Source organism: Thiocapsa sp. C2-2m (assembly GCF_041903745.1).
In the GTDB taxonomy this organism is placed as follows: Bacteria; Pseudomonadota; Gammaproteobacteria; order Chromatiales; family Chromatiaceae; genus Thiocapsa; species Thiocapsa roseilacustris.
The window spans coordinates 23,572-46,888 of the sequence record NZ_JBBWVD010000041.1; the positions used below are offsets into that span (position 1 = coordinate 23,572).

A 23,317-nucleotide genomic window follows, 5' to 3' on the forward strand; every position below is an offset into this window, starting at 1 on the left:
GCGCCTCAGCGCGAGAGATAGGCCCGGACGGACTCCTTCAGGGAGTCGAAATTCCGTCTGATCTCGGTCATAGCATCCTGGACCTCCGGGGTCACCTCCTTGGAGATCCGGCGGATCATTGCAGCGTGCTCGGCGCGCCACTGCTCCATCCGCTCGCGTAAACGTTTCAGCGTTTCGTCCATTCCATCGGCCTTGTCCTTCTCCTCGTATTCGAATCCGTATTCGACAATATCCTCGGTGACCTCGCCCTTGAAAAGGCGGTACAGCTCGACTTGAATACACTTGGCGCTGTAGCTGAACCGCCCGTCCTTCTCCAGGCGCCGCACGCTCATGCGGATCCGGGTGGACTCGAGCATGTGCAAGGGCGCATGGCTGGCCGCGCGCTTGACGAAGTCATGGTCCTCGGCGAGACGCAGCGACTCGTCGAATCCCCCGACGCGGTCGAACAGCTCACGATCGACGAAGATCGCAAATCCGCCGGCATGTGGATCCGTCTTGAGGCTGAGCTTGACAAAGGTGTTGGCGAGCTCGAAGAGCAGCTCGTCGAGCGGATTCTCCGAGTCCGGCTCGAACCAACAGGTGGCAAGCCGCATGCCTTCGGCGTCCATCTCCGCGAGGGCCTTCTCCAGAAAGTCATCCGGCGGAAGGACATCGGCGTCGAAAAAGAACAGACGCGCACCCTTTGCGACGGCCGCGCCCCGGTTGCGTCCGACCGCCGGCATCCCCCCGTCGACGACGGTGACGCCGCGCGAGCGACAGATCTCGCGCGTGCCGTCGGTCGAGCCGGCGTCGGCGACGATGATCTCGAAGTCGCGAAAGGTCTGTCGGTCGAGCCGATCGAGCAGCTTGGGCAGCAGACCGGACTCGTTCAACGCAGGAATAATAACGCTTACCTTCATGATGTTGCCCTCGCGAGGTCATGCTCTTCGATCAGATCGAGCGAGTCGTCGAGCGCCGTGGCGAGCAAGGATCGGTACCTGGGCTCGGGGAGATCGAACCCGCCCGTACGGCAGACCGATGCATACCAGTAGGCACTCGACTTGGGTGTACGTTTCAGTGTGTCGTAGTCGACGTGGACGAGCCCGAAGCGCTTGGACAGGCCCAAGGCCCATTCGAAATTGTCCAGCAGACTCCACACGAAATAGCCGCGAATATCGCTGCCGGCATCCAGCGCCTTGCGCAGCATGAAGAGATAGGCCTCCAGATAATCGCGCCGCGCCGCGTCCTGCACGCTGCCGTCGGCCTCCACCCGGTCGGCGAAGGCCGCACCGTTCTCCGTAATATAGACCGGCGGATTGTCGTAACGCTCGCGCAGCCAAGTGAGCGTGTCGAGAAAACTGCGCGGGTAAATCTCCCAGTCCATGTCGGTATGCGCCGCATTCGGATTCGGACTGCGCGCCAGTCGAAAGCCGAGCCAGGGCAGCCGGCTACGCTCGATGATGATGCGCGAATAATGGTTCACGCCGACGAAGTCGACCGGCTGGCCGATCAGGTCCAGGTCGCCCGGGCGCAAGGTCCAATTGAAGGCCGAGAGGAGACGCCGAACCGGGTTCGGATACCTGCCGGCCAGAATAGGATCGGCGAAGAGCCGATTCGCCAGCGCATCGATCCGCTCGGCGATCCGGACATCGCCGCGCCGCCGTGGGATCACCGGAAAAAGATTGAGCGCAGGTCCGACCTGAGCATCCGGCACCACACCGCGCAGACGCTGCAATGCCGCACCGTGGGCCAGCAGCAGATGATGGGCGACACGAAACGCCAGCAAGGGATTACGCCGGCCCGGCGCATGATCGCCGGAGACGTAACCCGCGACGACGACCGTCAGTGGCTCGTTGATAGTGACCCAATGCTTGACCCGATCCCCGAGGCGACGCGCGACGACCTCGGCGTAATCGGCGAAACGCCAGGCCGACGCGCGCACCTCCCAGCCGCCGCGCCGCTGCTCGAACCCGGGGAGATCCCAGTGATACAGGGTCGCAAAGGGCCGAATGCCGCGCTCGTGCAGCCCGTCGACCAGCCGATCGTAGAAATCCAGGCCACGCCGGTTGACCCGGCCGTCCGGGCCGCTCACCACCCGCGGCCAAGAGATCGAGAAGCGATAGGCGCCCAGGCCAAGCGTCGCCATTAGATCCAGATCGTCGGCGTAACGGCGATAATGATCGCAGGCGACAGCCGCGTGGCTGCCGTCCTGCACACGCCCCGGGCGCGCCGTGAAGCGATCCCAGATCGAGGGCGCTTTGCCGTCGAGATCGGGGGCGCCTTCGATCTGAAAGGCTGCTGTGGCGGCACCCCAGGTCAGATCCTCGGGAAATTGGATTCGCATCGTCCTGGAGCCTCTCCACCCAAACCCATTGCCGGACGGTAAAAGACAGCGCCCACGCGCAGGATGCAGGTCACATTTTCGAGCACTGCCGTATGATATACCGAGCGGACGTGGGTTTTTCGCCGCATCGCCGGCCCCGCGCACGCCGGGCCGGCGTTGCGCCTCCTCGCCTTAGGGGTCGCTATGCCTCGTCGGCGCGCCTTGTCCCGACGCGCGCGGGACGCACCCTGCTTTGCGAAAAACGACGTGCGCTCCGTATAAGCTCGGGCGGGTTGAATCGAGATCCGGACAGGACAGATCGCAACCTCGTCTTTCCACGACCGCCAAGGCATCGAGCAGGGCATGAACACCGAAGACACGACAAACGACCACCACGGGATCGACCTCACCGGCCTAGCCGCACGCATCGGCCGCACCCATCTGCGCCAACGCTTGGGGCTGGAAGGCGACCACGAGGTCTTCGTGCTGCGCCGCCCCGGCGCCCACTTCTTCTACCCCGAGAATTGGTACTCGGTTCACGGCGTGATTCGCACCTGTTTGCGTCTCAGCGGACTCTACGCCCGCGCCCAGCGCAACGCCTGCAGCATCCAAGTGAAACATCACCGCGTCGCCGTCGCGGGCCTGCCCTCGGCCTTCGAGGGCTTTCGCATCCTGCATCTGACCGATCTGCACGTGGACATGGAGGACCGCAACACCCACGCCATTAGTGAGTGCGTGCGCAGCCTGAACTATGACCTCTGCGTGCTGACCGGCGACTATCGCGCCCGCACCTTCGGGCCGATCGATCGCGTACTTGCGGGCATGGCGACGATCCGACTCCAGCTCAAGGGGCCGGTCTACGGGGTGCTCGGCAATCACGACACCCTGCGCTTGGTACCGGGACTCGAAGAGCTCGGGATTCGACTGTTGCTGAACGAGGCCGTCGTCATCGAGCGCGACGGCCAGCTGCTCCACCTCGCCGGTGTCGACGATGCCCACTACTATCAAGTCCACAACATCGACCGCGCCACCGCCGATATCCCGGACGATGCCGTCTCCATCCTCCTCTCGCACACCCCCGAGATCTATCGGCTAGCCGCCCATGCGGGCTTCAGCCTGATGCTGAGCGGTCACACCCATGGCGGCCAGATCTGTCTGCCCGGCGGCATCCCCGTCGTCTGGGACGCCCGTTGCCCACGCGCCATGGCCGCAGGCCCCTGGCGCTACGGCGCGCTGATCGGCTACACCTCGGTCGGTGCCGGCACCTCGGTGGTCAACGCCCGACTCAACTGCCTTCCCGAGGTCACCCTGCATGAGTTGCGGCGCGCACCCCTTTAGGCGATTTCTGCAAACTTCCATACCCGTAGGTTGTGCTGACGATAGGAAGCACAACTTGCTCCTACGGTTGGTTGTGCCTCGCACGGCTCGGCACAACCTACGCCCTTGGCATGAAGGTTTCCGGACTTCGCCTTAGCCGCCTAAGTCCAGGACGCAGTTGCGCCCCTGAGCCTTCGCACGGGACAGGGCCAGATCGGCACGGCGGATCAGATCGGTCGCCTCCAACGCATGCGGATCAGCCGCCGCCGATCCGATCGAGATCGTGGGTAATTCGATGCCGTTGCAGTGCAACCGCAGGCTCGTGACGGCGGATCGCAGCTCATCCAAACGACGGCAAACATCCTCCGGGGTCGTGCCGGGCAAGATCAGCATCAACTCAGCAATCGGATGACGGGAACTGGCGGCGACGCAGCCGCGCCGCAACCGGCGTCAGCAACAGATCGATCAACGTGAAGCCGATCACGACGATCGCGACCCGGGATGCCGAGAGATCCAAGACAGGCATGAGCATGATCGCCGGGATGAGCGCCTCCGGGATCTGATCCAACAAGAGGATGGATTCACTCGGCCGCCGCCCCAGACGCCGCTTGATGAAGCTCGCGAGGAGATCCCCCGACATGGCGCCCAGAGCGGCGATCAGGCCGATAAGCCAGGGTAGGCCGATGAGAACGGCGAGCAGCGGCGTCGTCAGCAGCGCGGCGCCGAGACCGCGCCAAGTCTTGGAGGCGCCCAGCCAAGGGCGTCCGTCGCGAAAGAGGCGTCCGCCATCGAGCGGGTGCCCGCAGCGATGCCCGATGAGCAGACGCAACAAGACCGGCACGCCGTTCGCCCAGACGACCAACGCTAATATCTGTAGGGTTAGAGTCATCGGCGCGGCATGATTCCCGAACGCTCGCCCCGCACTAGAGCCACTCGCGTCCGAGCGGCATCCCCTGACTCCTCAAAGATGTCGACCGACGTCGACGACCTCTGCAGCACGCATCAGGTCAGCGAAGCCGGCCCCCGAGATCTTGATCAGGTGCTCATGATCGCCGGATTCGAAGTAGACCTCCGGAAGGCCCATGAGATGGCGATCGACGAGCGTCCTCAGCTCGTAGGCCGCACCGATCGGAGGCACGGCGCCGGGCTCGCAATCCGGGAACAGCCCCGCCAACTCGGCCTCGGTCGCCAGCCCCACCGGCTCGCCGAGGTGCTCGTGAAGTCGTCCAAGGTGGACATGATAGTCAGCCGGGACGACAACCAGGAGATAGCGCCCGTCTTGGTTGACCACGACCCCCTTCGCCAGATGATCGCCAGGAACATGCGCCGCCTGCGCCGTATTCATGCTCGCACCGGTGTGCGGATGACGCACCAAGGTGAAGTCGATGCATTGCTCCTTGAGGTAAGACTCGAGCGTGCACGGAATGGACATGATGACCTCCTCTGCTGGATTGACCCACAGAGAAGTCTAGACCCTCCAGACGGGGTTCGTCGGTTTACGCCTTCAGCTGCTCGGTGAGATGCGGTGTCAGGAGATCCAGCATCGCGCGATGCACCTTGAGGTTCCCGGCAATCAGATTGCCGGTCTCGAGAAAGGTCTTCCCGCCGGCGAGATCCGTGACGGTGCCGCCGGCCTCCGCGATGAGGAGCGCGCCGGCCGCGCAATCCCATTCGGCAAGACCGATCTCCCAGAATCCGTCGGTCCGCCCTGCCGCGACATAGGCGAGATCGAGCGCGGCCGAGCCCGGCCGGCGCAGACCCGCGGTGGCCAGGGTCATGTCCTTGAACATGCGCAGATAGACGTCGATGTGGCGCTGGTCGCGAAAAGGGAAGCCGGTCCCGATCAGGGCACCTTCGAGCGAGGGACGATTGGCGACGCGAATCTTGCGGTCGTTCAGTTGCGCGCCCTGACCGCGGGCGGCACTGAACATCTCCTCGCGCAGCGGATCATAGACCACGCCGCACTCGAGCTGGCCCTTGTGTTTGAGCGCGATCGAGACCGAGAACTGCGGGAAGCCGTGCAAATAGTTGGTCGTGCCGTCGAGCGGATCGATGATCCACTGGAAATCGCCTCGACCCTGTGCGCCGCTTTCCTCGGCGAGGATCGCATGATCCGGGAAGCGTGCCCGCAGCTCCTGGATGATCAGCGCCTCCGCACCGCGATCGATGTCGCTCACGAAATCGTTGCGGCTCTTGGACTCGATCTTCAACGAGTCGACGCGATCCATGTAGCGCAGAAGGAGCTTGCCGGCACTGCGTGCGGCGCGAATGGCGATATTGAGGCTTGGGTGTTGCATAGTGTGCAAGATAACCGATGCGCGTCACCGATCAAAGATTGACAATCGACTGATGTTCTGAAGAACTTGCATCATGATGACAGAGAACCCCGACAACAGGCTCGCGCGCATCCGTTTCGTCCTGGTCGAACCCACCCTCGGCGGGAACATCGGGGCCGTCGCCAGGGCCATGAAGACCATGGGCCTCTCGCGCCTGGAGCTGGTCGCCCCCAAGCTGCTTCCGGATGCGGAGGCATTGGCCCGTGCCTGCGGTGCGGACGACCTGCTGCAACGCGCTGGGATACATGCGGACCTACCCGCGGCCATCGCCGGCTGCCGACTCGTGATCGGCACGAGTGCGCGCCGGCGCACGCTCGATTGGGAGACCCTGGAGCCGCCCGAAACGGCCCGGCAACTCCTCGCCGAGGCGGCCGTGGGCGAGGTCGCGCTGCTGCTCGGCCGCGAGAGCTCCGGCCTGACCAATGCGGAGCTGGCGCGCTGCCAGTTTCTGGTCCAAATCCCGACGAACCCGGACTTCAGCTCGCTCAACCTGGCGGCAGCGGCACAGGTCTTCGCCTACGAGATCCGCCGCTGTTGGCGCGAGGGCCTACCCGAGCAGACGGACGGGCCGTCGAGCGCCCTGTCGGCCGAGAGCCCGCGTGATCTCGCCACGGCGCAAGAGCTCGAGGGTCTGCACGCTCACCTCGCCGACACCCTCCGCGACATCGGCTTCGGCGACCCGGACAGCTCCAAGAAGCTGCTGCTGCGCCTGCGCCACCTCTTCAATCGCGCGCGCCCGGATCGCGTCGAGATCAACATCCTGCGCGGCATCCTGAGCGCCGCGCAAGGACGCAAGAGCGGCAAACGGCCGACACCTCCGGCCGACTGACGAGTGCAGCACGTCCGATATGTCGAAACCGTTCGTTGTCGTTGTCGTTGTCGTTGTCGTAATCGACTATCGATACGACTGCGACAACGACAACGAAAATGATCTCGGACGGTCTCGGAATCTCTGCACTGCTCCACTAGACGTCTCAAAGGCTTGCATCTATGTTCGAACGATTGAAGGAAGACATTGCCTGCGTCTTCGAGCGCGACCCGGCAGCGCGCACCGGCTTCGAGGTCTTCACCACCTATCCGGGCGTGCACGCCGTGCTGATCCATCGGCTGACCCACCGGCTTTGGAAACGCAACCTCAAGTGGCTCGCCCGCGTGCTCTCCAATGTGGCACGACTTTTTACCGGGATCGAGATCCATCCGGGCGCCGTGATCGGCCGCCGCTTCTTCATCGATCACGGCATGGGCGTGGTGATCGGGGAAACGGCGGTGATCGGCGACGACTGCACCCTCTATCACGGGGTGACCTTGGGCGGCACCACCTGGCAAAAGGGCAAACGCCATCCGACCTTGGGGCGCGACGTGGTCGTCGGCGCCGGGGCCAAGGTCCTGGGTCCGCTCCTGATCGGCGACGGCGTGCGTATCGGCTCCAATGCCGTGGTCGTGAAATCGGTTCCGGCAGGCGCGACGGTGGTCGGCGTCCCGGGCCGCATCATCGAGCCGGCGAAAGACGCGACCACCCGCCGGCGTGCCGATACCGCCAAGCGCATCGGCTTCGATGCCTACGGCGCCACGCGCGATGCGCCGGACCCAATCGCCAACGCCATCAACCGCATGCTCGACCACATCCACCACATGGACCAGCGCGTCGAGCAGATGTCCCGAGCGCTCGAGAGCCGCGGCATCATGCAGCATTTCGAGCACGACCCGACGCTCGACGAGGTCGAGATCCCGCCCGCAACCGACCGGACCTCGATTTAATCGTAATTTCGGTATGGATTAATTGATCGCCGTGGTCGGGTACCGTATCATATTGCGGGATATCGATTAACAGAGCGAGGCGCACGTGAGACTGACCACGAAGGGCCGCTACGCGGTCACGGCAATGCTCGACCTGGCCATGCATCAAGGCCAAGGCCCCATCGCGTTGGCCGACATCGCCCAACGCCAAGGCATTTCACTGTCTTACCTCGAACAACTCTTCGCGAAGCTGCGACGACGCGCGCTCGTGACCAGCGTCCGCGGACCCGGCGGCGGATACAATTTGGCGCGCCAAGCCGCCGACATTCATATCGCCGAGGTGATCGCGGCGGTGGACGAGAATGTCGACACGACCCGCTGCGGTGGCGCGCACAACTGCCAGAACAACGGCCCCTGTCTGACCCACGATCTCTGGCATGACTTGAGCGACCGCATCTACGATTATCTCAACCACATCAGCCTGCAGCAGCTCGTTGACCGCCGCGACGAAACCGGCAACCGCCCCGGCGCCACTTGCACGGCCATCGATGTCAAGCTCGGCGTTCAGCGCATCGTCGCGAACGCCTGAATCGGGGTTTTGCATCGCGGTCTCGTTGCGCGAGACCGGCGTCCCGGGAGACGAAGGCGCGTCGCGACCTCGCCGAAACGATGCTCTCCCCTTGCCTTCGGTCACCCGCACGCACTAGGATTCGAGTTCGGTTGTCGGATTCCGGGTCGAGGCGCGCCGCAGGTGGCAACGATCTACGCCGTTGTGGACGGCTCTAAGAACTATTTCGATCTCTTCGATCTGCCGATCGGATTTATCGTCGATCAATCCCGCCTCTCCGAGCGCTATCGCGCACTGCTCGACGGGGATGTCGCGACGTCCTACGGCGATTCGCGGTCGCCGGAGGGCTCGGCGCCGGGGCAGTCGCCGATCGAGATCGAGCTGGCGTACCGGACCTTGCTCGATCCCTTGGCGCGCGCCGCCTACCTTCTCGATCTACTGGATTGCCGAAGCGAAGGCCACGGCTCGAGCACCGGCGAATACGGCGCGCTCGGGGGCTTCCTGATGGCCGAGATCGAGCTGCGTGAAAGTCTCGACGAGGCGAGCAGTCGGCCCGATTCGGCTGCTGCGGTGGCCGGTATCCTGACCCAGCTCGCCGAGCAGGGCGCTTCTTTGGAGAAGGATCTGCAGCGCGTGCTCGCCGATCCGTCGCCGCAGAATCTAGCCGCCGCACGCGAGATCCTGCGCCGGCTTGAGCTCGTCGGAACCTGTCGGCGTGACGCGGAGGAACGTCGCGCGGCCTTGTCGATGCGGGCATGATCCATGCCGCAGCGCTCGGCCGATCGCCCGGCCCAGGACAGATCGGGCCGAGCGATGCGCATCGCCTATCGCATTCAGCACTCAGCACTGCTCCCACGGAAAGCCGCGAAAGCGCCAACCGCCTTGGGTGCTTCTGTGGTGCTGCTCGTCGAGATCGCCCTCGAAGCCCTCGTCGACATGATAGACGGCCTTGAGCCCGTCCTGGAGCAGCGCTTTACCGGCTTCGAGCGAGCGCTTGCCGCTGCGACAGATCAGGATGACCGGCGCGCATGACCCGCCCGGCTCGCAGACGGCGCCGCCGAGCAGCAGCTTGCGGATCTCGGTCACGAAGTGGGGGTTGACCACCCAATCCGGCTCGTCGATCCAGGGGACATGCACGGCACCCTTGGGATGGCCCACGAACAGAAACTCCATCGAGGAGCGGATATCCACCAGGACCGCCTGGGGATGCTCTCCGAGCATCTCGAAGGCCTCTTGGGGCGTCAGTGGTCTCGGATGATCATCGTTCACGCGGGAATACCTCGTTTGGTGGTTAAACCGCGCCCAGCGCGGTAGCGGTCAGCAGTTTATCAAGCGACTCGGATCTGTCATCTGAATCCGAGATGCGACACAGTGTCGCACCCGACCGAGATCGGCCGGCCGCGAAGATTGAAAGGAGATGGGTTTGGGACACAAGGCGCAATCCGTCGAACGACCGAACAGCGCAGGCGTGAAGGATGCCTTGGTGCGCAACCTCATGCATCTGCTGGCCCGATTGCCGCTCGGCGTGCTGCACCGCCTCGGCTCGACCATCGGGCTGCTGATCGGGTCATGGCCGAACAAGCAACGGCGCAACGCCCTCGTCAATATCGCACTCTGCTTCCCCGAGCTCGACGGGAAGGAGCTGATCCGCTTGCGCAACCGGAATCTGCGGGAGTTCGGCAAGACCTATGTCGAGATCGCTCATCTGTGGTTGCGCCCGGCGGATGAGGTGCTCGCGCTGGTCCGCGAGGTCAGAGGGGGCGAGCTGCTGGAGCGGCGCGACGGCAAGGGCTTGATCGTACTCTCCCCGCACCTGGGCGCCTGGGAGCTAGCCGGGTTGCACCTGGCGGCACAGGGCCCGACGGCGATCTTCTACAAACCGCAGAAATACCTCGACGACATGATCCTCGCCTCGCGCGCCCGCAGCGGCGCCGAGCTGGCCCCGATCACGACTAAGGGCATCCGTGTCTTGGTCCAGGCGCTGGAGCGCGGCGACTACGTCGGCATCCTACCCGATCAGGAACCCAAAGCCGACAAAGGTGCTGTCTTCGCGCCCTTCTTCGGGATTCCGGCCTTTACCATGCTCTTGGTCAATCGACTGTCGCGCCGCACGGGCGCACCCGTGATCTTCATGTTCGCGGAACGTTTGAAGGGAGCGAAAGGCTTCAGGATGCACTGCATCCCGGCTCCGACCGGGATCGACAGCGAGGACGACAGCGAGGCGGCGACCGCGCTGAACAGAGGGATCGAGCAGTGTGTCTCGGTCTGCCCGGAGCAATACGTGTGGCCGTATAAGCGCTTTAGACGGCGCCCGAACGGCGTCCCGGGAATCTACGACGGGCCACTTTCAGATCGGCTCGCACTTGAGCAGGTGTCGCGGTTACGCCGGGGAATGCGTGATGTGACGTGAGCACATCCCTGTGCTCGGTCGGACGGCACCGAGATCAGGCGATCTTGTCGGCCGCGTTCTGAGTCTCGCCCATGTTGTCCGTCCAGGTGATCTCGATCGGATCACCGACCTCGCCGCCCTTGAACTTGAACGCCAAATAGGGGTTCTTGGACACGCCGCCGCTCCAGTTGGCGGTCATCACGACCTGGTCCTTGGATTTGCAGACGACTTCCTGGATGAAGTGTGCAGGAACCAGCTCGCCGGTCTTGCTGTCCTTACGCAGCCCGGTTTCCATCGGGTGAGTCATCAAGCACTTGACTTCGGTCTCGCCGTCTTTGAGCTTGGCGCGGATCTTGATGTCTGACATCTCTGTATACCTCGAATTTGGTGTCTATGCCGTGTCCCGCGGAGAGCGACGCGATCAGCCGCCACAGCCGCCGATCGTGACCTTCACTTCCTTGGCATTGCTGTAGAGCTTATCGCCGGCCTGGACCACGGCAAGGACGTTGGAGGTCTTCGCCATCTTGATGCGGGTCGAGACGAAGGGGACCGCGGACTCGCCCAGATCGAACGACGCAATGAGCGGTGTCTGGTTCTGATCGGCAACGATCGCGATCGACTTGACGCCTTCCATGTCCGTCTCGACGGTGACCGGCACGACCGCGCCGTTTTCGGCAATATCCGGGGCCTTGATCTTGATCGCCTCGTTGGTCTCGGTGGCATCCGATCCCATCAGGCTCGTCAGAGCTGCCGGCAGATCCTTCGCATGGAAGGCCGCCTCGTTCCAGCTCGCAAGGACCAAACTGGGGGACAGCAGACCGGCGCCGACAGCGACTCCGACGGTACCGGCGGCGAGTGAACCCTTCAGCAGGATTCGACGTTTTGCATCGATCATGGACATCTCCTATGGAGCATGGGTGGGTGTTCTGGGATTCATCGAGCATCGCGCGCGTCGGGACAGGGTTCGGCCGAAACCTCAACGATGCCCCCGATAGGCCGGTTCGACACGCACGCAGGCCCTCGGATCCTTGTCGGTCTCGATCGACCCGGGCGCCGGCGCTCGTCCGAGTTTCGGCTTGGACTGCGCGGACGCCCGAGTCCTCGCGGCCCGATCCGACCGGCGTGGGGTGTGAACGGTGAAATCCTCCAATTTTTTCGATCTTATTATAGGGTCGGCCGACGGGCGTATTCTTCGACCCGGCCGCCCAATCCAACCGGCTTGAAACCCGCTCGTTCGAGTGTTTTCCCGACGTCGACACCCGGACAATGTTACCTCAGTCCTACCGGACTTGGAACGCACTTTATCGCACGTTCGCGTTCGAGGTCGCCGCGCGCAGGGGGTTTCCGCCCCGCCGCTTCTCGTCGCGCTCCTCTTCACGCCACGCGTCTAGGCGCACTTGAATCTGTGCCGCCTCGTGATAAGGAACGTCGGGCCGGCGCAAGGCCAGCTCGAGATGCCGAATGGCGGGCTCGAGATCACCTTCGACGTAGAGCTTCTCCGCGCGATACCGGTCCACAGTCGTCCGATCGCCCGCCTTGGTCGCCGCCTGCACGAGCGCCTCGTACAGCATGGCGTTGGCCGGCCGCACCCGAGCGACGGCCTTGAGCTCGTCCACCGCTCGCGCCGGCTGACCCGCGGACATGAGGGCCTCCGCGTAGGCGACCCGTAAGGACCACTGCCCAGGGAAGAGACTCACCGCCTGTTTCAGATGCGTCAAGGCATCGGCGCTGTTGCCGAGCGCGAGATCGAGCTCGGCGTCCAGGACGACGAATTCGGCCTGGCTCGGATGGGCTGCGATCAGCTTGTCGCTTTCGCGCTTCGCATCGGCGAACCGTCGCGCGCGCTGCAGCGCGAGGGCATAGCCGTAACGTTCGGCAATCTCTTCGCGAAAACGCCCACCCCGCAAGGTGCCCTCGAAATGGGCAACGGACTGCTCGGCACGCCGATAGGAGCGCTCGCGCAGCTTGGCGCGGGTCAGCTGAAACCGCAGGCTATCCGGGCGCTGACGCACGCCGAAGCCCTCGGCACGCCCAAGTGAATCCGAGATGCGATCGGCCGTCACCGGATGCGTGCGCAGAAACTCCGGGGCGCTGGACTCGTAGACCCGCGTGGCCTTGGCGAGTCGCTCGAAGAAGCCGGCCATCGCAAAGGGGTCGTGTCCGGCGCCGGCCAGCGTCTGGATCCCGATCCGATCCGCCTCCTTCTCGTTGTCGCGGGTAAAGTTGATCCGGCGCTGGAGCGCGGCGGCCTGCACGCCTGCGATGGCCGCAGCCCCGGCATCCGGCGAGACCTGGGCGCCGAGAACGGCTGCAGCAATGAGCAAGGCCATGGTCGGCAGACTGAGCTTGCTCTGGTCCTCGAACGAGCGCATCAGATGGCGCTGGGTAACATGAGCGATCTCGTGCGCCATGACGGCGGCAAGCTCGCTCTCGGTCTCCGCCGCCAAGACCAGGCCACCGTAGATGCCGATGTAGCCGCCCGGACCTGCGAAGGCATTCACGACGGGCTCGTCGATCAGGAAGAAGGTGAAGTCGCCCCCGGCTGTCCGATCGGCCTCGACCAAGGCAGTACCCAAGGACTCGATATAGCTGGTGGCGAGCGGATCCTCCATCACGGGGAGGGCTTTGCGCACGCTGCGCATGAAGAGCCGGCCCAGCCGCTCCTCGGCGGACCGGGTCATCATGCTGTCCGAGGAGCTGCCCATATCGGGAAGACTGTAGGCATCGGCCGACACCGGTGTGGATACCGACGTGGACACCACCGCCGAGAACGCAAGCACGCCCAGCGCCAACGGCCGACACCAATCGATAAACATCCGGATCATCATGGTTTGGTGAGACGCAATGCGCACCTGCTAGTTCCTGAAAGCGCGCGCCTTACGCGCCCCTTTCCGGCTTCGACGGCCAAGACGTTATCGCGATCCGCAACGGGCATTTCGGGCACGCCTTCCGAATACCACAAATCATCTAAACCCCGTAGTGCCCAGTGCTGCGCGGCAGATCGGTCGAGACCGGTCGTTGTCGTTGTCGTAATCGACCATCGATACGACAACGACAACGAAAATGATCTCGGACGGTCTCGGAATCTCTGCACCGCTCCACTAGCCATTGATCCCGCCATCGCCCGGTCTCCATCGAAACAACCCCGAGCCCTCCGGACGCGATTCAGTTTTAGTTGAGCTGAATCCGCTGCCCCCAGGGCACCTTTCCCCGCCCCTTGACCAGCCAGATCACCGGAAACGACGGCTCAACCGGAGGAAACTCGCCTTGAGCATCGGTGAAGTAGACCACCAAATCCGGTCGGATCCCCTCGCGGTCGATCCACTGAAAGACCGGTCGGAAGCTCGTACCCCCGCCACCTTTGATCGCCTCGGGCAGCCGCAAGCTCTCCCATGGCTCGAACCGAAAGGGAGCACCTTCACATAAGGCCGCATCGCAGGGCAAGAGGGTCACGCGAGCGCGCACCTGGCCCTTGAGCGCGTCGATCTCGCCGATAAATTCCTCCAGCTCCTCCGCCTTGATCGAGCCCGAGGTATCGACGGCCACGACGAGATCCGTCTGATGACTGCGCAGGCTCGGCCTGATGAAGTCGCCGGCGCGACGCGAGGGACGCGCGTAGCTATAGTCCTCTCGCGAGACGGCCGTCATGTAGCGGGCCAACAGCATCCGCCAAGGCAGGCGCGGCTGCAGGAGATGATCGATCATCCGCGCCAACTCGCCGCCGAGCTTGCCGGCCTGCTGCGCCTGTTGAGCAGCCCCGGCGAGACGCTGCTGCCACTGCACCGAGAGGGTTTCCTGCTCGTCCGGGGTCAGGGGCTCGGGCTGGGGTTCGGGCTGGGCTTCCTCGGGGCCGCCGTCGGCTGCGTTCGGTTGCGCCGAGCGTGTCGCCCCCTGACCTGCGTCGGACTCGCCCTGCTGCGACTGCGGCTGCTCGGACCGGCGATCGAGATCCTTCTCGCTCGTGCCGGATCGGCTGCCGCCCTGCTGGTTGTCGCGATCGTAGGCATGCGTGTCCAGGGTCTCCGACTCATCGTTGTCGTCGATGAGCGGATAGATCTCCTCGGCGGTCATGCCCTTGTAGGTCGGCATCACCAAGGCGTTCGGCGGGGGCTTCAGACCCTCGCCGACCAAGAGCGGGTTGATGGCGTAATCGCAGGCGAGATCCCACTTGTGCCTCACACGATGCTGTCGCCGCGCGAAATGCGACAAGGCGCAGTGCAGGGCCTCGTGCGCGAGCATGAACTGGGTCTGATCGAGGCTCAGGCTCGCGATATAATCGGGGTTGTAGTAAAAGGCGCGCGCATCGGTGGCCGTCGTCGGGCACCATTCGGGGTTCGACGCCTGCATCGGCAGGCGCAGCACCAAGGCACCGAGAAAAGGTTTGTCCAGGATCAAGCGCGTGCGGGCCGCCGCGAGCTTGGTCTCGATCGCACGCCGCTCCGCATCGGATGCGCCTGCACTGCCCGAACTGCCGACGGCGCTATTCATAGAGCATCACGTCGGCGACGACCGCGGCCCAATCGGCGAAAGCCGGCACCTCGAAGAGGCTGTTGCCGACCGCGCGGTGTAGATCCGATACCAGCATGACACCCATCTCACGCTGCGGAAATCGACCCGCATAGGCGAGAATGTTGCCGATCACCCGGTCTTTGTCCGGCTCCGCCTGCGCACGGATGGCTCGGCCGACCAAGGCTGCGGCGACGGCGTATTGAAGATCGATCTCGCGCGGCACGGGCACGACCTCGCCCGCCAGGATGGCATCCAGATCGGGCATTTGGTCCAGGCTGTCGACGAAGGCGGCGACCTCGATCCCCGCCGCCGGCCCGACACAACCCTGCAGGGTGCCCTGCAGCAGCTCGGGGATGTCCTCGAACTTCTTCAGACAGCGGTGCGCGAACTCCCAGGAGCGCGGCGAGGGGAAGGCGACCGGGTTGTGGGCCGGGTCGAAATCGAACAGCAGCTCGGGGCGGAACCGCAGAAAGCCGATCACGCGCTCGTCGATGCCCTTGGCATAGGCCCAGGCGACCCAGTCGTCGAGATGGGTCTCGACCTCGAAATGCGAGAAGCGATTGGCCAGCGGCGCGGGCATGCTGTAGGTCACGCCACGATCGCCTTGGCGATTGCCGGCCGCGAAGATCGCCCATCGGTCGGGAACGCGATACTCGCCGAGTCGCCGATCCAGGATCAGTTGATAGGCCGCTGCAGACACCGCCGGGGGCGCCGAGGTGATCTCGTCGAGAAAGAGGATCCCGGCCGGCGCATGACGCTCGGCATCCGGCAGGATAGCGGGGATCGCCCACTCCACCCGCTCCCCGGCGCGGAACGGGATCCCGCGCAGATCGCTCGGCTCCATCTGCGAGAGGCGGATATCGATCATGGGCACACGGTGCCGCTCGGCGATCTGCGCGACCATCTGCGACTTTCCGACTCCCGGAGGGCCCCAGAGCATGACGGGGGTATGGTGACCTTCAGCGGTACTCGAGAACTCGCGTTCGAGGACGCGGAGCAACTGGGCTGGACGCATAGCGGGTCGTCTTCCTCTTTGTTCCGATACGAAGGGGTTTGGTGCGAAGGATCCTCACCCGCGGGCTAGGGCGAAGGCCGCCCGGTAAAGGTGGCTGTCGCAATTGGGTTGGGGATAGAGTGGGTTTTAGCGCTCGGCTTCACAAGGCGACACGATGACAGGGTACAAACCGTGCTCGGCCGGGCGCGCGATCGCCTTGTCACACATAAGAAAAACGCTGTATTCTTATCGCCCTTCTCGCCCCCTCATGACCATGCGGACCGTGCGGGCAAGGCTCCATACGAGACTCGAGAGAGGACCCGAGGGTCCGGGTCGACGCACCCGAATCCACGTCGCCAATAAGATTAAGGTTTCTGAAGGCGAGGCGCTCCCAAGCCGACCCTTCGTCAACGACAAGAGCCCGGAGAGCGGACATGAACCAGTTCTATTACGACGCTGTAACCAAGATGGAACAACTCGGTGTCGACGACGAGTACATCCAAGGCTGGCAGTGCGGTTTCCTCCAGAACCCGAAGCGCGAGGAGCAGCGCCTCACGGAGGCCTACGAGGCCGGATACGGTGACGGCGAAGAGAAGAATACCGACAACTTCGGAGATTGGGTCAAGGCCTGATCCCGGTTCGGACGAACAAGAAAGGCGGGGAGACCCGCCTTTTTTGTGCCTATCTTTTAAGGCGACTCGCGCAAAACTCCAGACCGTAGGTTGCGCCGACGATAGGAGGCACAACTAGCGCCGTCCGTTGGTTGTGCCTCGCACAGCTCGACACAACCTACGCCGTCGGTATACCGGTTACCGGGATTCGCCATAGTGCCTGCTCGCGCCCCTGGAAGGACACATCCTCACGGGCGCGAGTAGCCTCGACGCCGAGTCCATACCTACCCCGCCTGCCGCAGCGTCTGCAGCGGCGGGCGAATCAGCAGCGGATAGGTCGCCAAGGTCCCGGCGATTCCGATGAGTGCCCCGGAGCCGAAGACGCCGATCAGCCAGAGTATCGGATTGAAGCTGAAGGTCAGACCAAAGAGCTGCTCGGCCAGCAGCCAGCCGGTCAACTGCGCGAACACGGATGCGAGCGCGCCCGCGAGGATGCCGGCGGCGGTGAACTCCACGGCCAGACTGGTCAGCAGCGCCCGGCGCCCGGTGCCTAGGGTGCGCAGGATGCCATGCTCGAGCCGGCGCTCTTCCAGGCTGGCCTGGATGCCGGCGTACATGACCAGGATCCCGGCTGCGAGCGTAAAGAGAAAGACGTATTCCACCGCCATGACGCCGCGGTCGACGACCTGACGGACCTGCGTCAGCAAGGCGTCGACGTCGAGCAAGGTCACGCTCGGGAAGCGCTTGACCAGCTCCGGGGTCAGCGTCACGAGCTCCCTGGGCAGGTAGAAGCTGGTGATGTAGGTCGCGGGCTCGGTCCCCAAAAGCGCCGGGGAGGAGATGACGAAGAAATTGACGTTGAAGCTGTCCCACTGGACCTCGCGCAGGCTAGTCACTGGCGCACTCACCTCGCGACCTGAGACCAGGAAGGCGATCTCGTCGCCCAAGGCGATGCCGAGCGTCGCGGCGATGTCCTCCTCCACCGAGAACTCCGGGGGCGCATCCGCGGCCGGCCACCAGGCGCCGGCAACAATGCGGTTGTCCGACTGCAGAACCGCGCCATGACTCAGATTGAACTCGCGCGAGGCAAGCTGCTCGGCCCGCGGATCCTCGAAGCCGGAGGGGACGATCTCGCGGTCGTTGATCCGCACCAACCTGCCGCGAATCATCGGGTAGATGGCCGACTCCCCCAAACCCGACTCGCCCAGGAACAGGCCGAGCGGCTCGACATCTGGCGGCTGAATATTGATCAAAAAGTGATTCGGCGCACCTTCGGGCAAGGTCTCCTGCCAGGCATCGAGCAGATCGACGCGCACCACGGCGAGCAGCAGCAAGGCCAGGATACCGAGCCCAAGGCCGGAGATCTGCAGGACGGCTGCGGAGGGACGTCGCGCCAAGGCCGCCAGACCGAGCCGCCAGACGCCACGGGCGCGAGCGGCGAGCCCGCCGGCGAGACGCACCAAGACGAGGACCGTGACGACCAGGCTCGCGACCGCCCCGAGCACGCCGGCCATTAGCTTCCAGGCGAGCTGGAAATCATCCGCCTGCCAGATGATCAAGAGGCCCAAGGCTGATACTGCACCGACCACCGTCAGGATGGCCGAGCCGCGCGGAGCACCCAGATCGCGACGCAGCGCACGCAGGGGCGAAACCTGCGCGAGTTGCAACAGGGGCGGGAGCGCAAAGCCCAAGAGCGCGACCAGACCCGTCGCCACGCCGACGACGACGGGTGTGAGCGAGGGTGTCGGGAGATCCGTCGCGAACCAATCCGCCAGCAGACTCATGAGCCCGAGCTGACCCAGCCAGCCGAGCAGACAGCCGACCAGACTGGCGATCAGACCGAAGAGCACCAGCCGCATCATGAAGACCCGCATCAGCAGGTGATTGGGCGCACCCAGACAGCGCATGACCGCGACGGCGTCGGTCTGGCGCTCGACGAAACGACGACTGGCCAGGGCGATGGCCGCACCGGCGACCAGCAAGGTGACGAGCGTGGCGAGATGCAGGAAGCGCGAGGCGCGATCCACCGCGGACTCGAGCTCCGGTCGGGCGGTGCTGCCGTCGATCAGGTCGATATTGACCGGCAGACCCGGCTCGATGGCCCTTTTGAACCGCTCGACTGCCGCCGCCTCGCCGGCGACCAAGAGGCGATGCTCGGCCCGGCTCGCCTCCGTGATCAGTCCAGTCGCCGCGAGATCCGACGCGCTCAGCATCACCCGGGGGGCCAAGGCAAAGACCGCGCCGCCGCGGTCCGGCTCGTTGCTCAGGATGGCGCCCATACGCAGACGCGCCTCGCCGAGACCGACCTCGTCGCCGAGCGCCGCATCGAGCAAGGGCAGGAGACGCGACTCGACCCAAACCTCGCCGGACGGCGGTCCGGTTGCGACCTCGCGATCTGGCGCGTCGAACGCGTCGCGAACGCTCAATCGTCCGCGCAGCGGATAGGCGGTATCGACGGCCTTCACCTGGACGAGCTGCGGCCCGCCCTCACTCACCACCACACTGCTGAACTCGACGATCCGAGCGGTAACCAAGCCCATGCGAGCCGCCTGATCCCGATATTCGGCCGGCAGCGGGGTGGACGACTCCAAGGCGAGATCCGCCGCGATCAACTCACCGCCCTGACGGGCCATGGTGCTTTCGACGCGATCGGTGAAGAAGCCCACCGCCGTGATGGCGGCGACCGTCAGGATCAGGGCCGAGGCGAGCAGATAGAGCTCGCCGCTGCGCCAATCCTGGCCAAGCAAGCGCAGGGTGATTCGCCAGGTCTTCACGCGCCTTGCTCCAAGTGGCCGGCGGTCATGTGCAGACGCCGATCGCAGCGCTCGGCCAGACGCGGATCATGGGTAACCAGCACCAGCGCGGCACCGGCATCGCTGCGCAGATCGAGAAGAAGGTCGATGATGTGCTCGCCGGTGACCTGGTCCAGGTTCCCGGTCGGCTCATCGGCGAACAGGACCTCGGGGCGCGGGGCGTAGGCCCGAGCGATCGCGACACGCTGCTGCTCACCGCCCGAGAGCTGGCGTGGATAGTGCCGGGCGCGCGGGGTCAGGCCGACCCGATCCAGCGCCTCGTCGGCACGGCGCGCGGCGTCGCGCGTCCCGGTCAGCTCGAGCGGAAGCAGCACGTTCTCGCGCGCGGTCAGAGTCGGCAGGAGCTGGAAATTCTGGAAGACAAAGCCGACACGCCCGCTGCGCAGGGCCGCGCGCCCGTCCTCGTCGAGATCGTCGATGCGCTCACCGCACAGCCACACCTCGCCCGAGGTCGCACTGTCGAGACCGGCCAAGAGCCCCAAGAGTGTGGACTTGCCGGAGCCGGATGCACCGAGGATGGCCACCGCCTCGCCGGCCTGGATTTCCAGGTCGAGACGCTCCAGGATGGTCAAGCCGCCGGCCGGCCCCGTAACATACTTCCCCACTGCGACCGCTTTCGACACGGCCCGAGGTCTTTGCCCTGACATGATCCGTCTACTCCTGCTGACCTGTATGTTGTTGCCCGCCCTGACGCTCGGGAGAACCCCGACCGACACGCCGGTCGTCCCGCCGGTGATCTTGGTGCTCGGCGACAGCCTGAGTGCGAGCTATGGTTTGGATCGCGAGAGCGGCTGGGTGTCGCTCCTCGAGGAGCGTCTGCGCGAGCGTGGACTGGACTACCGAGTCGTCAATGCGAGTGTCTCGGGCGATACCACGGCCGGCGGACTGACGCGGCTCGGTGTACTGCTCGACGACCAGGCGCCCGCTGTGGTTGTGATCGAGCTCGGCGCGAACGACGGTCTGCGCGGGCTGGGATTCGACGTCATCCGCAACAACCTGACGACGCTGGTGGAGCTTAGCCGCGCGGTCGGCAGCCAAGTCGTGATGGCCGGTCTTCGCCTCCCACCAAATTACGGTGCGGCTTACACCGACGGCTTTCAAGCGGTGTTCCGGGAGGTCGCCGAGGCCGAATCCGTCCCCTTGGTGCAAGATCTGCTCGCCGGAGTCGCCGAGAATTGGGATCTGATGCAGGCCGACGGACTGCACCCGACTGCCGAGGCGCAGCCGCGCATCCTGGACAACGTCTGGCCGGTCTTGGAGCCGCTGCTGGAGGCGAGCCGTTAGGTCACGGCGCCGCCTCTCTTGGCCGGAAGTTTGGATGAGCGATCGCATCATCCGCCACACGACCTCGCAGCAGGTCGCAAGCGGCGGGTTAAGGCGCGCATCGACCTCGGCAGACAGATCGCACCGTTGCGGCCAAGGCTCGATTCAAACACTAAGTGAGACGACTCGGCGAGAGAATGCCTTTGCCACGACTCTCGTTGTCGTTGTCGTTGTCGTAATCGAGATCGACAACGACAACGACAACGATTTGGTGCTCAACTTATTTCTGGCACGTGACACACTGACCCTATCCGTGTCCACTCGTACAAGTCTCACACTCGGATCGGGATAGAATCTCACACATCGCAATGTCCTATCTTCAAAGACCACCGGAGTCATCCATGCATCGCATCACCATCGTCGGTTCCGGTTTCGCCGGCCTCACGGCCGTTCAGACCATTCGCAAGACGGCCCCCGACGCCGAGATCACGCTGGTCAGTGCAAAGCCCGAGTTCATTTACTATCCCGGCCTGATCTGGGTACCCTGCGGCATCCGCAGCGGCGAGGATCTGCGCATCGATCTGCGCCCCTTCTTTAAGCGGATGCGGGTGCGCCATCTCGCCGGGGAGGCCACGGGGCTGAGCGCGGACGGACGGACGCTCGAAACCACGGCCGGACCGGTGGAGAACGACGGCCTGGTCATCGGTAGCGGCGGGCGTTTTATCAAAAAGCTCCCCGGCATCGAGCACGCCATCACGCCCTGCGAGGGCATCGCCGCCGCCGAAGCGATCCGCGATCGCGTCAAGGCGATGGATGGCGGCAGCATCGCCATGGGCTTCGCGGGCAACCCCAACGAGCCCAGCTCGATGCGCGGCGGGCCCATCTTCGAGTTCATCTTCGGGATGGACAGCCAATTGCGCAAGGAAGGGCGTCGCGATCGCTTCAAGCTGACGTTCTTCACGCCGGCCGAACGTCCGGGCAACCGGCTCGGTCCCAAGGCCGTGGACGGCATCCTCTCCGAGATGAAACGCCGGGGCATCGAGACCCATCTGGGCCACAAGCTCAAATCGTTCTCCGAATCGAAGATCACCACCGAAGGCGGTGAATTCGACGCCGACCTCATCCTCTTCATGCCCGGCATGACCGGCAACACCTGGTTCGACAATACGGCTCTGCCGCGCTCGCCGGGCGGACTGCTGCAGGCCGATGCGCACTGCCGTGTCCCTGGATACGAGCGGGTCTATGTCGCCGGCGATTCAGGCAGCTTTCCGGGTCCGGACTGGATGCCCAAACAGGCCCACATGGCGGATCTGCAGGCCCGAGCGGCCGTCAAAAATATGCTCGGCGAGCTACAGGGTCGCGCCCCGAGCGAGACCTTCAAGGTCGAGCTGGTCTGCATCGTGGACGCCAACGACACGGGGATGCTGGTCGCGCGCACCGAAAAGAACAATTGGGTACTGCCCTCGTCGCGCCTCTTCCATTGGATGAAGCTCGGTTTTGAGTGGTGGTATCTGCGTCCTTACCGTTAAGCAGGTCAAGCCATGAGCGAGCGACCCAAAATCATCCTGTCGACGCTGGACGCCGAGCGCCTGGAACGGCTTCTCGCGTCGCTTGACGACGCCGAGTTTCCCGGCAAGTCCGACCTGGATGCCGAGCTTGCGCGCGCCGACGTGGTCGACGTGAAGGCGATTCCACCCAAGGTCGTCACCATGCGATCGACGGTGAAGTTCAGAATCGGGCCATCCACGGAAGAGCGCTGTCTGACGCTCGTCTACCCGAACGAGGTCGACGAGAGCGGACAAACCATCTCGATCCTCGCGCCCGTCGGCAGCGCCCTACTGGGCCTGTCGGAGGGCGACGAGATCGATTGGCCCAAACCGGGCGGTGGAACGCTGCGGGTACGCCTTGACGAGGTCACATACCAACCCGAGCGCGCGGGCAAATACCATCGGTGAGGCCGATGACAGGCGGTTAGGTGAATTCCGGAAACCTTCGTGCCAAGGGCGTAGGTTGTGCCGAGCCGTGCGAGGCACAACCAACCGTCGGCGCAAGTTGTGCTTCCTATCGTCAGCACAACCTACGGGTATGGAGGTTTGCAGAAATCGCCTTAAACCGCACGAAACTCCAGGAGGGTCCGGGCTTTTTCGTGCTGTCCGACGCCAATCCCGTTCGTTGCACCGTCCTCATTACTGCACAAGTCCCCAACGATCAGCGCGCCGACAACTCACAGCGACTGCCGGCGAGACCCATAGGCGTTTAGTGATCCATAGAATCAGAACAATCGATTTTTATCAAAACCTTGTCGATGCTATGGTTAAGGCCCTGTCCCGCTCACTCAAGCCCTCAACCGGGCCCAGGGAGGCTTGATGTCCGCGCTCTCGAACCTGCTGATCCCGGCCGTGCTGTTCTTTGCGCTCGGCTTCATCGCTCGCCTGGTCAAGTCGGATCTGCGTTTTCCGCCGGACCTCGCGAAGATCC

General features: G+C 64.3%; 24 protein-coding genes. 10 read left to right on the plus strand and 14 right to left on the minus strand.

Annotated features, from left to right (window positions below; genetic code table 11):
* Positions 1-5: 5 nt before the first annotated feature.
* Both AADX97_RS24230 and AADX97_RS24235 read right to left on the minus strand, forming a co-directional pair.
* Complete coding sequence (locus tag AADX97_RS24230) at positions 6-899, minus strand: glycosyltransferase (RefSeq protein ID WP_374235192.1); 894 nt, start codon at positions 897-899, stop codon at positions 6-8.
* Entirely contained in the window at positions 896-2,323 is a 1,428-nt protein-coding gene (locus AADX97_RS24235; RefSeq protein WP_374235193.1) for a GH1 family beta-glucosidase, read from the minus strand. Before AADX97_RS24235 ends, AADX97_RS24230 begins: the two co-directional genes overlap by 4 nt.
* Before the next feature lie 342 nt (positions 2,324-2,665).
* Between AADX97_RS24235 and AADX97_RS24240 the strand changes: the two genes are divergently transcribed.
* Positions 2,666-3,640: a metallophosphoesterase gene (locus tag AADX97_RS24240; RefSeq protein ID WP_374235195.1), complete on the plus strand. Its 975-nt coding sequence runs from the start codon at positions 2,666-2,668 to the stop codon at positions 3,638-3,640.
* 132 nt (positions 3,641-3,772) lie between these two features.
* Here the strand turns inward: AADX97_RS24240 and AADX97_RS24245 are convergent, their stop codons facing one another.
* The 4 genes from AADX97_RS24245 to AADX97_RS24260 all read right to left on the minus strand — a co-directional run bounded on the left by AADX97_RS24245 (position 3,773) and on the right by AADX97_RS24260 (position 5,916).
* Positions 3,773-4,012: a GGDEF domain-containing protein gene (locus AADX97_RS24245; RefSeq protein ID WP_374235197.1), complete on the minus strand. Its 240-nt coding sequence runs from the start codon at positions 4,010-4,012 to the stop codon at positions 3,773-3,775.
* 4 nt (positions 4,013-4,016) lie between these two features.
* Positions 4,017-4,508, minus strand: a complete 492-nt coding sequence (locus AADX97_RS24250; RefSeq protein ID WP_374235198.1) for a CDP-archaeol synthase — start codon at positions 4,506-4,508, stop codon at positions 4,017-4,019.
* Positions 4,509-4,580: 72 nt separating this feature from the next.
* Positions 4,581-5,051, minus strand: a complete 471-nt coding sequence (locus AADX97_RS24255; RefSeq protein ID WP_374235200.1) for an aminoacyl-tRNA deacylase — start codon at positions 5,049-5,051, stop codon at positions 4,581-4,583.
* A gap of 64 nt (positions 5,052-5,115) precedes the next feature.
* Positions 5,116-5,916: an inositol monophosphatase family protein gene (locus AADX97_RS24260; protein ID WP_374235201.1), complete on the minus strand. Its 801-nt coding sequence runs from the start codon at positions 5,914-5,916 to the stop codon at positions 5,116-5,118.
* Positions 5,917-5,992: 76 nt separating this feature from the next.
* Here AADX97_RS24260 and AADX97_RS24265 point away from each other — a divergent pair, with 76 nt between their 5' ends.
* From AADX97_RS24265 to AADX97_RS24280, 4 genes are all read left to right on the plus strand, one after another.
* Positions 5,993-6,784 carry an RNA methyltransferase gene (locus AADX97_RS24265; RefSeq protein ID WP_374235273.1) on the plus strand — a complete coding sequence of 264 codons (792 nt, stop codon included), beginning with the start codon at positions 5,993-5,995 and terminating at the stop codon, positions 6,782-6,784.
* 161 nt (positions 6,785-6,945) lie between these two features.
* Positions 6,946-7,713, plus strand: coding sequence for a serine O-acetyltransferase (cysE, locus tag AADX97_RS24270; RefSeq protein ID WP_374235202.1), 768 nt, complete (start codon positions 6,946-6,948; stop codon positions 7,711-7,713).
* Positions 7,714-7,798: 85 nt separating this feature from the next.
* Entirely contained in the window at positions 7,799-8,281 is a 483-nt protein-coding gene (gene iscR, locus AADX97_RS24275; protein ID WP_374235204.1) for a Fe-S cluster assembly transcriptional regulator IscR, read from the plus strand.
* Between the two features lie 162 nt (positions 8,282-8,443).
* A complete protein-coding gene (locus AADX97_RS24280; RefSeq protein ID WP_374235205.1) occupies positions 8,444-9,019 on the plus strand; it encodes an iron-sulfur cluster co-chaperone HscB C-terminal domain-containing protein in 576 nt (191 codons plus the stop codon).
* An 81-nt stretch (positions 9,020-9,100) separates the two neighbouring features.
* Here AADX97_RS24280 and AADX97_RS24285 read toward each other — a convergent pair whose 3' ends face one another.
* Positions 9,101-9,529 (minus strand): rhodanese-like domain-containing protein, encoded by a 429-nt coding sequence (locus AADX97_RS24285; protein WP_374235206.1) that lies wholly within the window; start codon positions 9,527-9,529, stop codon positions 9,101-9,103.
* Between the two features lie 148 nt (positions 9,530-9,677).
* Here AADX97_RS24285 and AADX97_RS24290 point away from each other — a divergent pair, with 148 nt between their 5' ends.
* A complete protein-coding gene (locus AADX97_RS24290) occupies positions 9,678-10,670 on the plus strand; it encodes a lysophospholipid acyltransferase family protein (RefSeq protein ID WP_374235207.1) in 993 nt (330 codons plus the stop codon).
* Between the two features lie 34 nt (positions 10,671-10,704).
* Here the strand turns inward: AADX97_RS24290 and soxZ are convergent, their stop codons facing one another.
* The 5 genes from soxZ to AADX97_RS24315 all read right to left on the minus strand — a co-directional run bounded on the left by soxZ (position 10,705) and on the right by AADX97_RS24315 (position 16,173).
* Positions 10,705-11,016: a thiosulfate oxidation carrier complex protein SoxZ gene (gene soxZ, locus AADX97_RS24295; protein WP_374235208.1), complete on the minus strand. Its 312-nt coding sequence runs from the start codon at positions 11,014-11,016 to the stop codon at positions 10,705-10,707.
* A gap of 54 nt (positions 11,017-11,070) precedes the next feature.
* Positions 11,071-11,544 (minus strand): thiosulfate oxidation carrier protein SoxY, encoded by a 474-nt coding sequence (soxY, locus tag AADX97_RS24300; RefSeq protein WP_374235210.1) that lies wholly within the window; start codon positions 11,542-11,544, stop codon positions 11,071-11,073.
* 406 nt (positions 11,545-11,950) lie between these two features.
* Positions 11,951-13,501 carry a M48 family metalloprotease gene (locus AADX97_RS24305; RefSeq protein ID WP_374238749.1) on the minus strand — a complete coding sequence of 517 codons (1,551 nt, stop codon included), beginning with the start codon at positions 13,499-13,501 and terminating at the stop codon, positions 11,951-11,953.
* Between the two features lie 319 nt (positions 13,502-13,820).
* The gene (locus tag AADX97_RS24310) at positions 13,821-15,137 is read right to left on the minus strand and encodes a VWA-like domain-containing protein (protein WP_374235212.1); all 1,317 of its coding nucleotides are present in this window, start codon (positions 15,135-15,137) and stop codon (positions 13,821-13,823) included.
* Positions 15,130-16,173 carry an AAA family ATPase gene (locus AADX97_RS24315; protein ID WP_374235213.1) on the minus strand — a complete coding sequence of 348 codons (1,044 nt, stop codon included), beginning with the start codon at positions 16,171-16,173 and terminating at the stop codon, positions 15,130-15,132. Before AADX97_RS24315 ends, AADX97_RS24310 begins: the two co-directional genes overlap by 8 nt.
* A 413-nt stretch (positions 16,174-16,586) precedes the next feature.
* On the opposite strand from AADX97_RS24315, the gene AADX97_RS24320 reads away from it, so the two are divergent.
* Complete coding sequence (locus AADX97_RS24320) at positions 16,587-16,784, plus strand: hypothetical protein (RefSeq protein WP_093031698.1); 198 nt, start codon at positions 16,587-16,589, stop codon at positions 16,782-16,784.
* A 263-nt stretch (positions 16,785-17,047) separates the two neighbouring features.
* On the opposite strand, the gene AADX97_RS24325 is transcribed toward AADX97_RS24320, so the two are convergent.
* Positions 17,048-19,537, minus strand: a complete 2,490-nt coding sequence (locus AADX97_RS24325) for an ABC transporter permease (RefSeq protein ID WP_374235214.1) — start codon at positions 19,535-19,537, stop codon at positions 17,048-17,050.
* Positions 19,534-20,223: an ABC transporter ATP-binding protein gene (locus AADX97_RS24330; RefSeq protein ID WP_374235215.1), complete on the minus strand. Its 690-nt coding sequence runs from the start codon at positions 20,221-20,223 to the stop codon at positions 19,534-19,536. The genes AADX97_RS24325 and AADX97_RS24330 overlap by 4 nt, the downstream gene beginning before the upstream one ends.
* On the opposite strand from AADX97_RS24330, the gene AADX97_RS24335 reads away from it, so the two are divergent.
* The 3 genes from AADX97_RS24335 (at position 20,222) to rnk (ending at position 22,794) form a co-directional block, all read left to right on the plus strand.
* Positions 20,222-20,860: an arylesterase gene (locus AADX97_RS24335; protein WP_374235218.1), complete on the plus strand. Its 639-nt coding sequence runs from the start codon at positions 20,222-20,224 to the stop codon at positions 20,858-20,860. The two genes, AADX97_RS24330 and AADX97_RS24335, sit on opposite strands and share 2 nt — an antisense overlap.
* 380 nt (positions 20,861-21,240) lie before the next feature.
* The gene (locus AADX97_RS24340) at positions 21,241-22,368 is read left to right on the plus strand and encodes an NAD(P)/FAD-dependent oxidoreductase (RefSeq protein WP_374235219.1); all 1,128 of its coding nucleotides are present in this window, start codon (positions 21,241-21,243) and stop codon (positions 22,366-22,368) included.
* Between the two features lie 12 nt (positions 22,369-22,380).
* Positions 22,381-22,794 carry a nucleoside diphosphate kinase regulator gene (rnk, locus tag AADX97_RS24345; protein WP_374235220.1) on the plus strand — a complete coding sequence of 138 codons (414 nt, stop codon included), beginning with the start codon at positions 22,381-22,383 and terminating at the stop codon, positions 22,792-22,794.
* Positions 22,795-23,317: the final 523 nt, after the last annotated feature.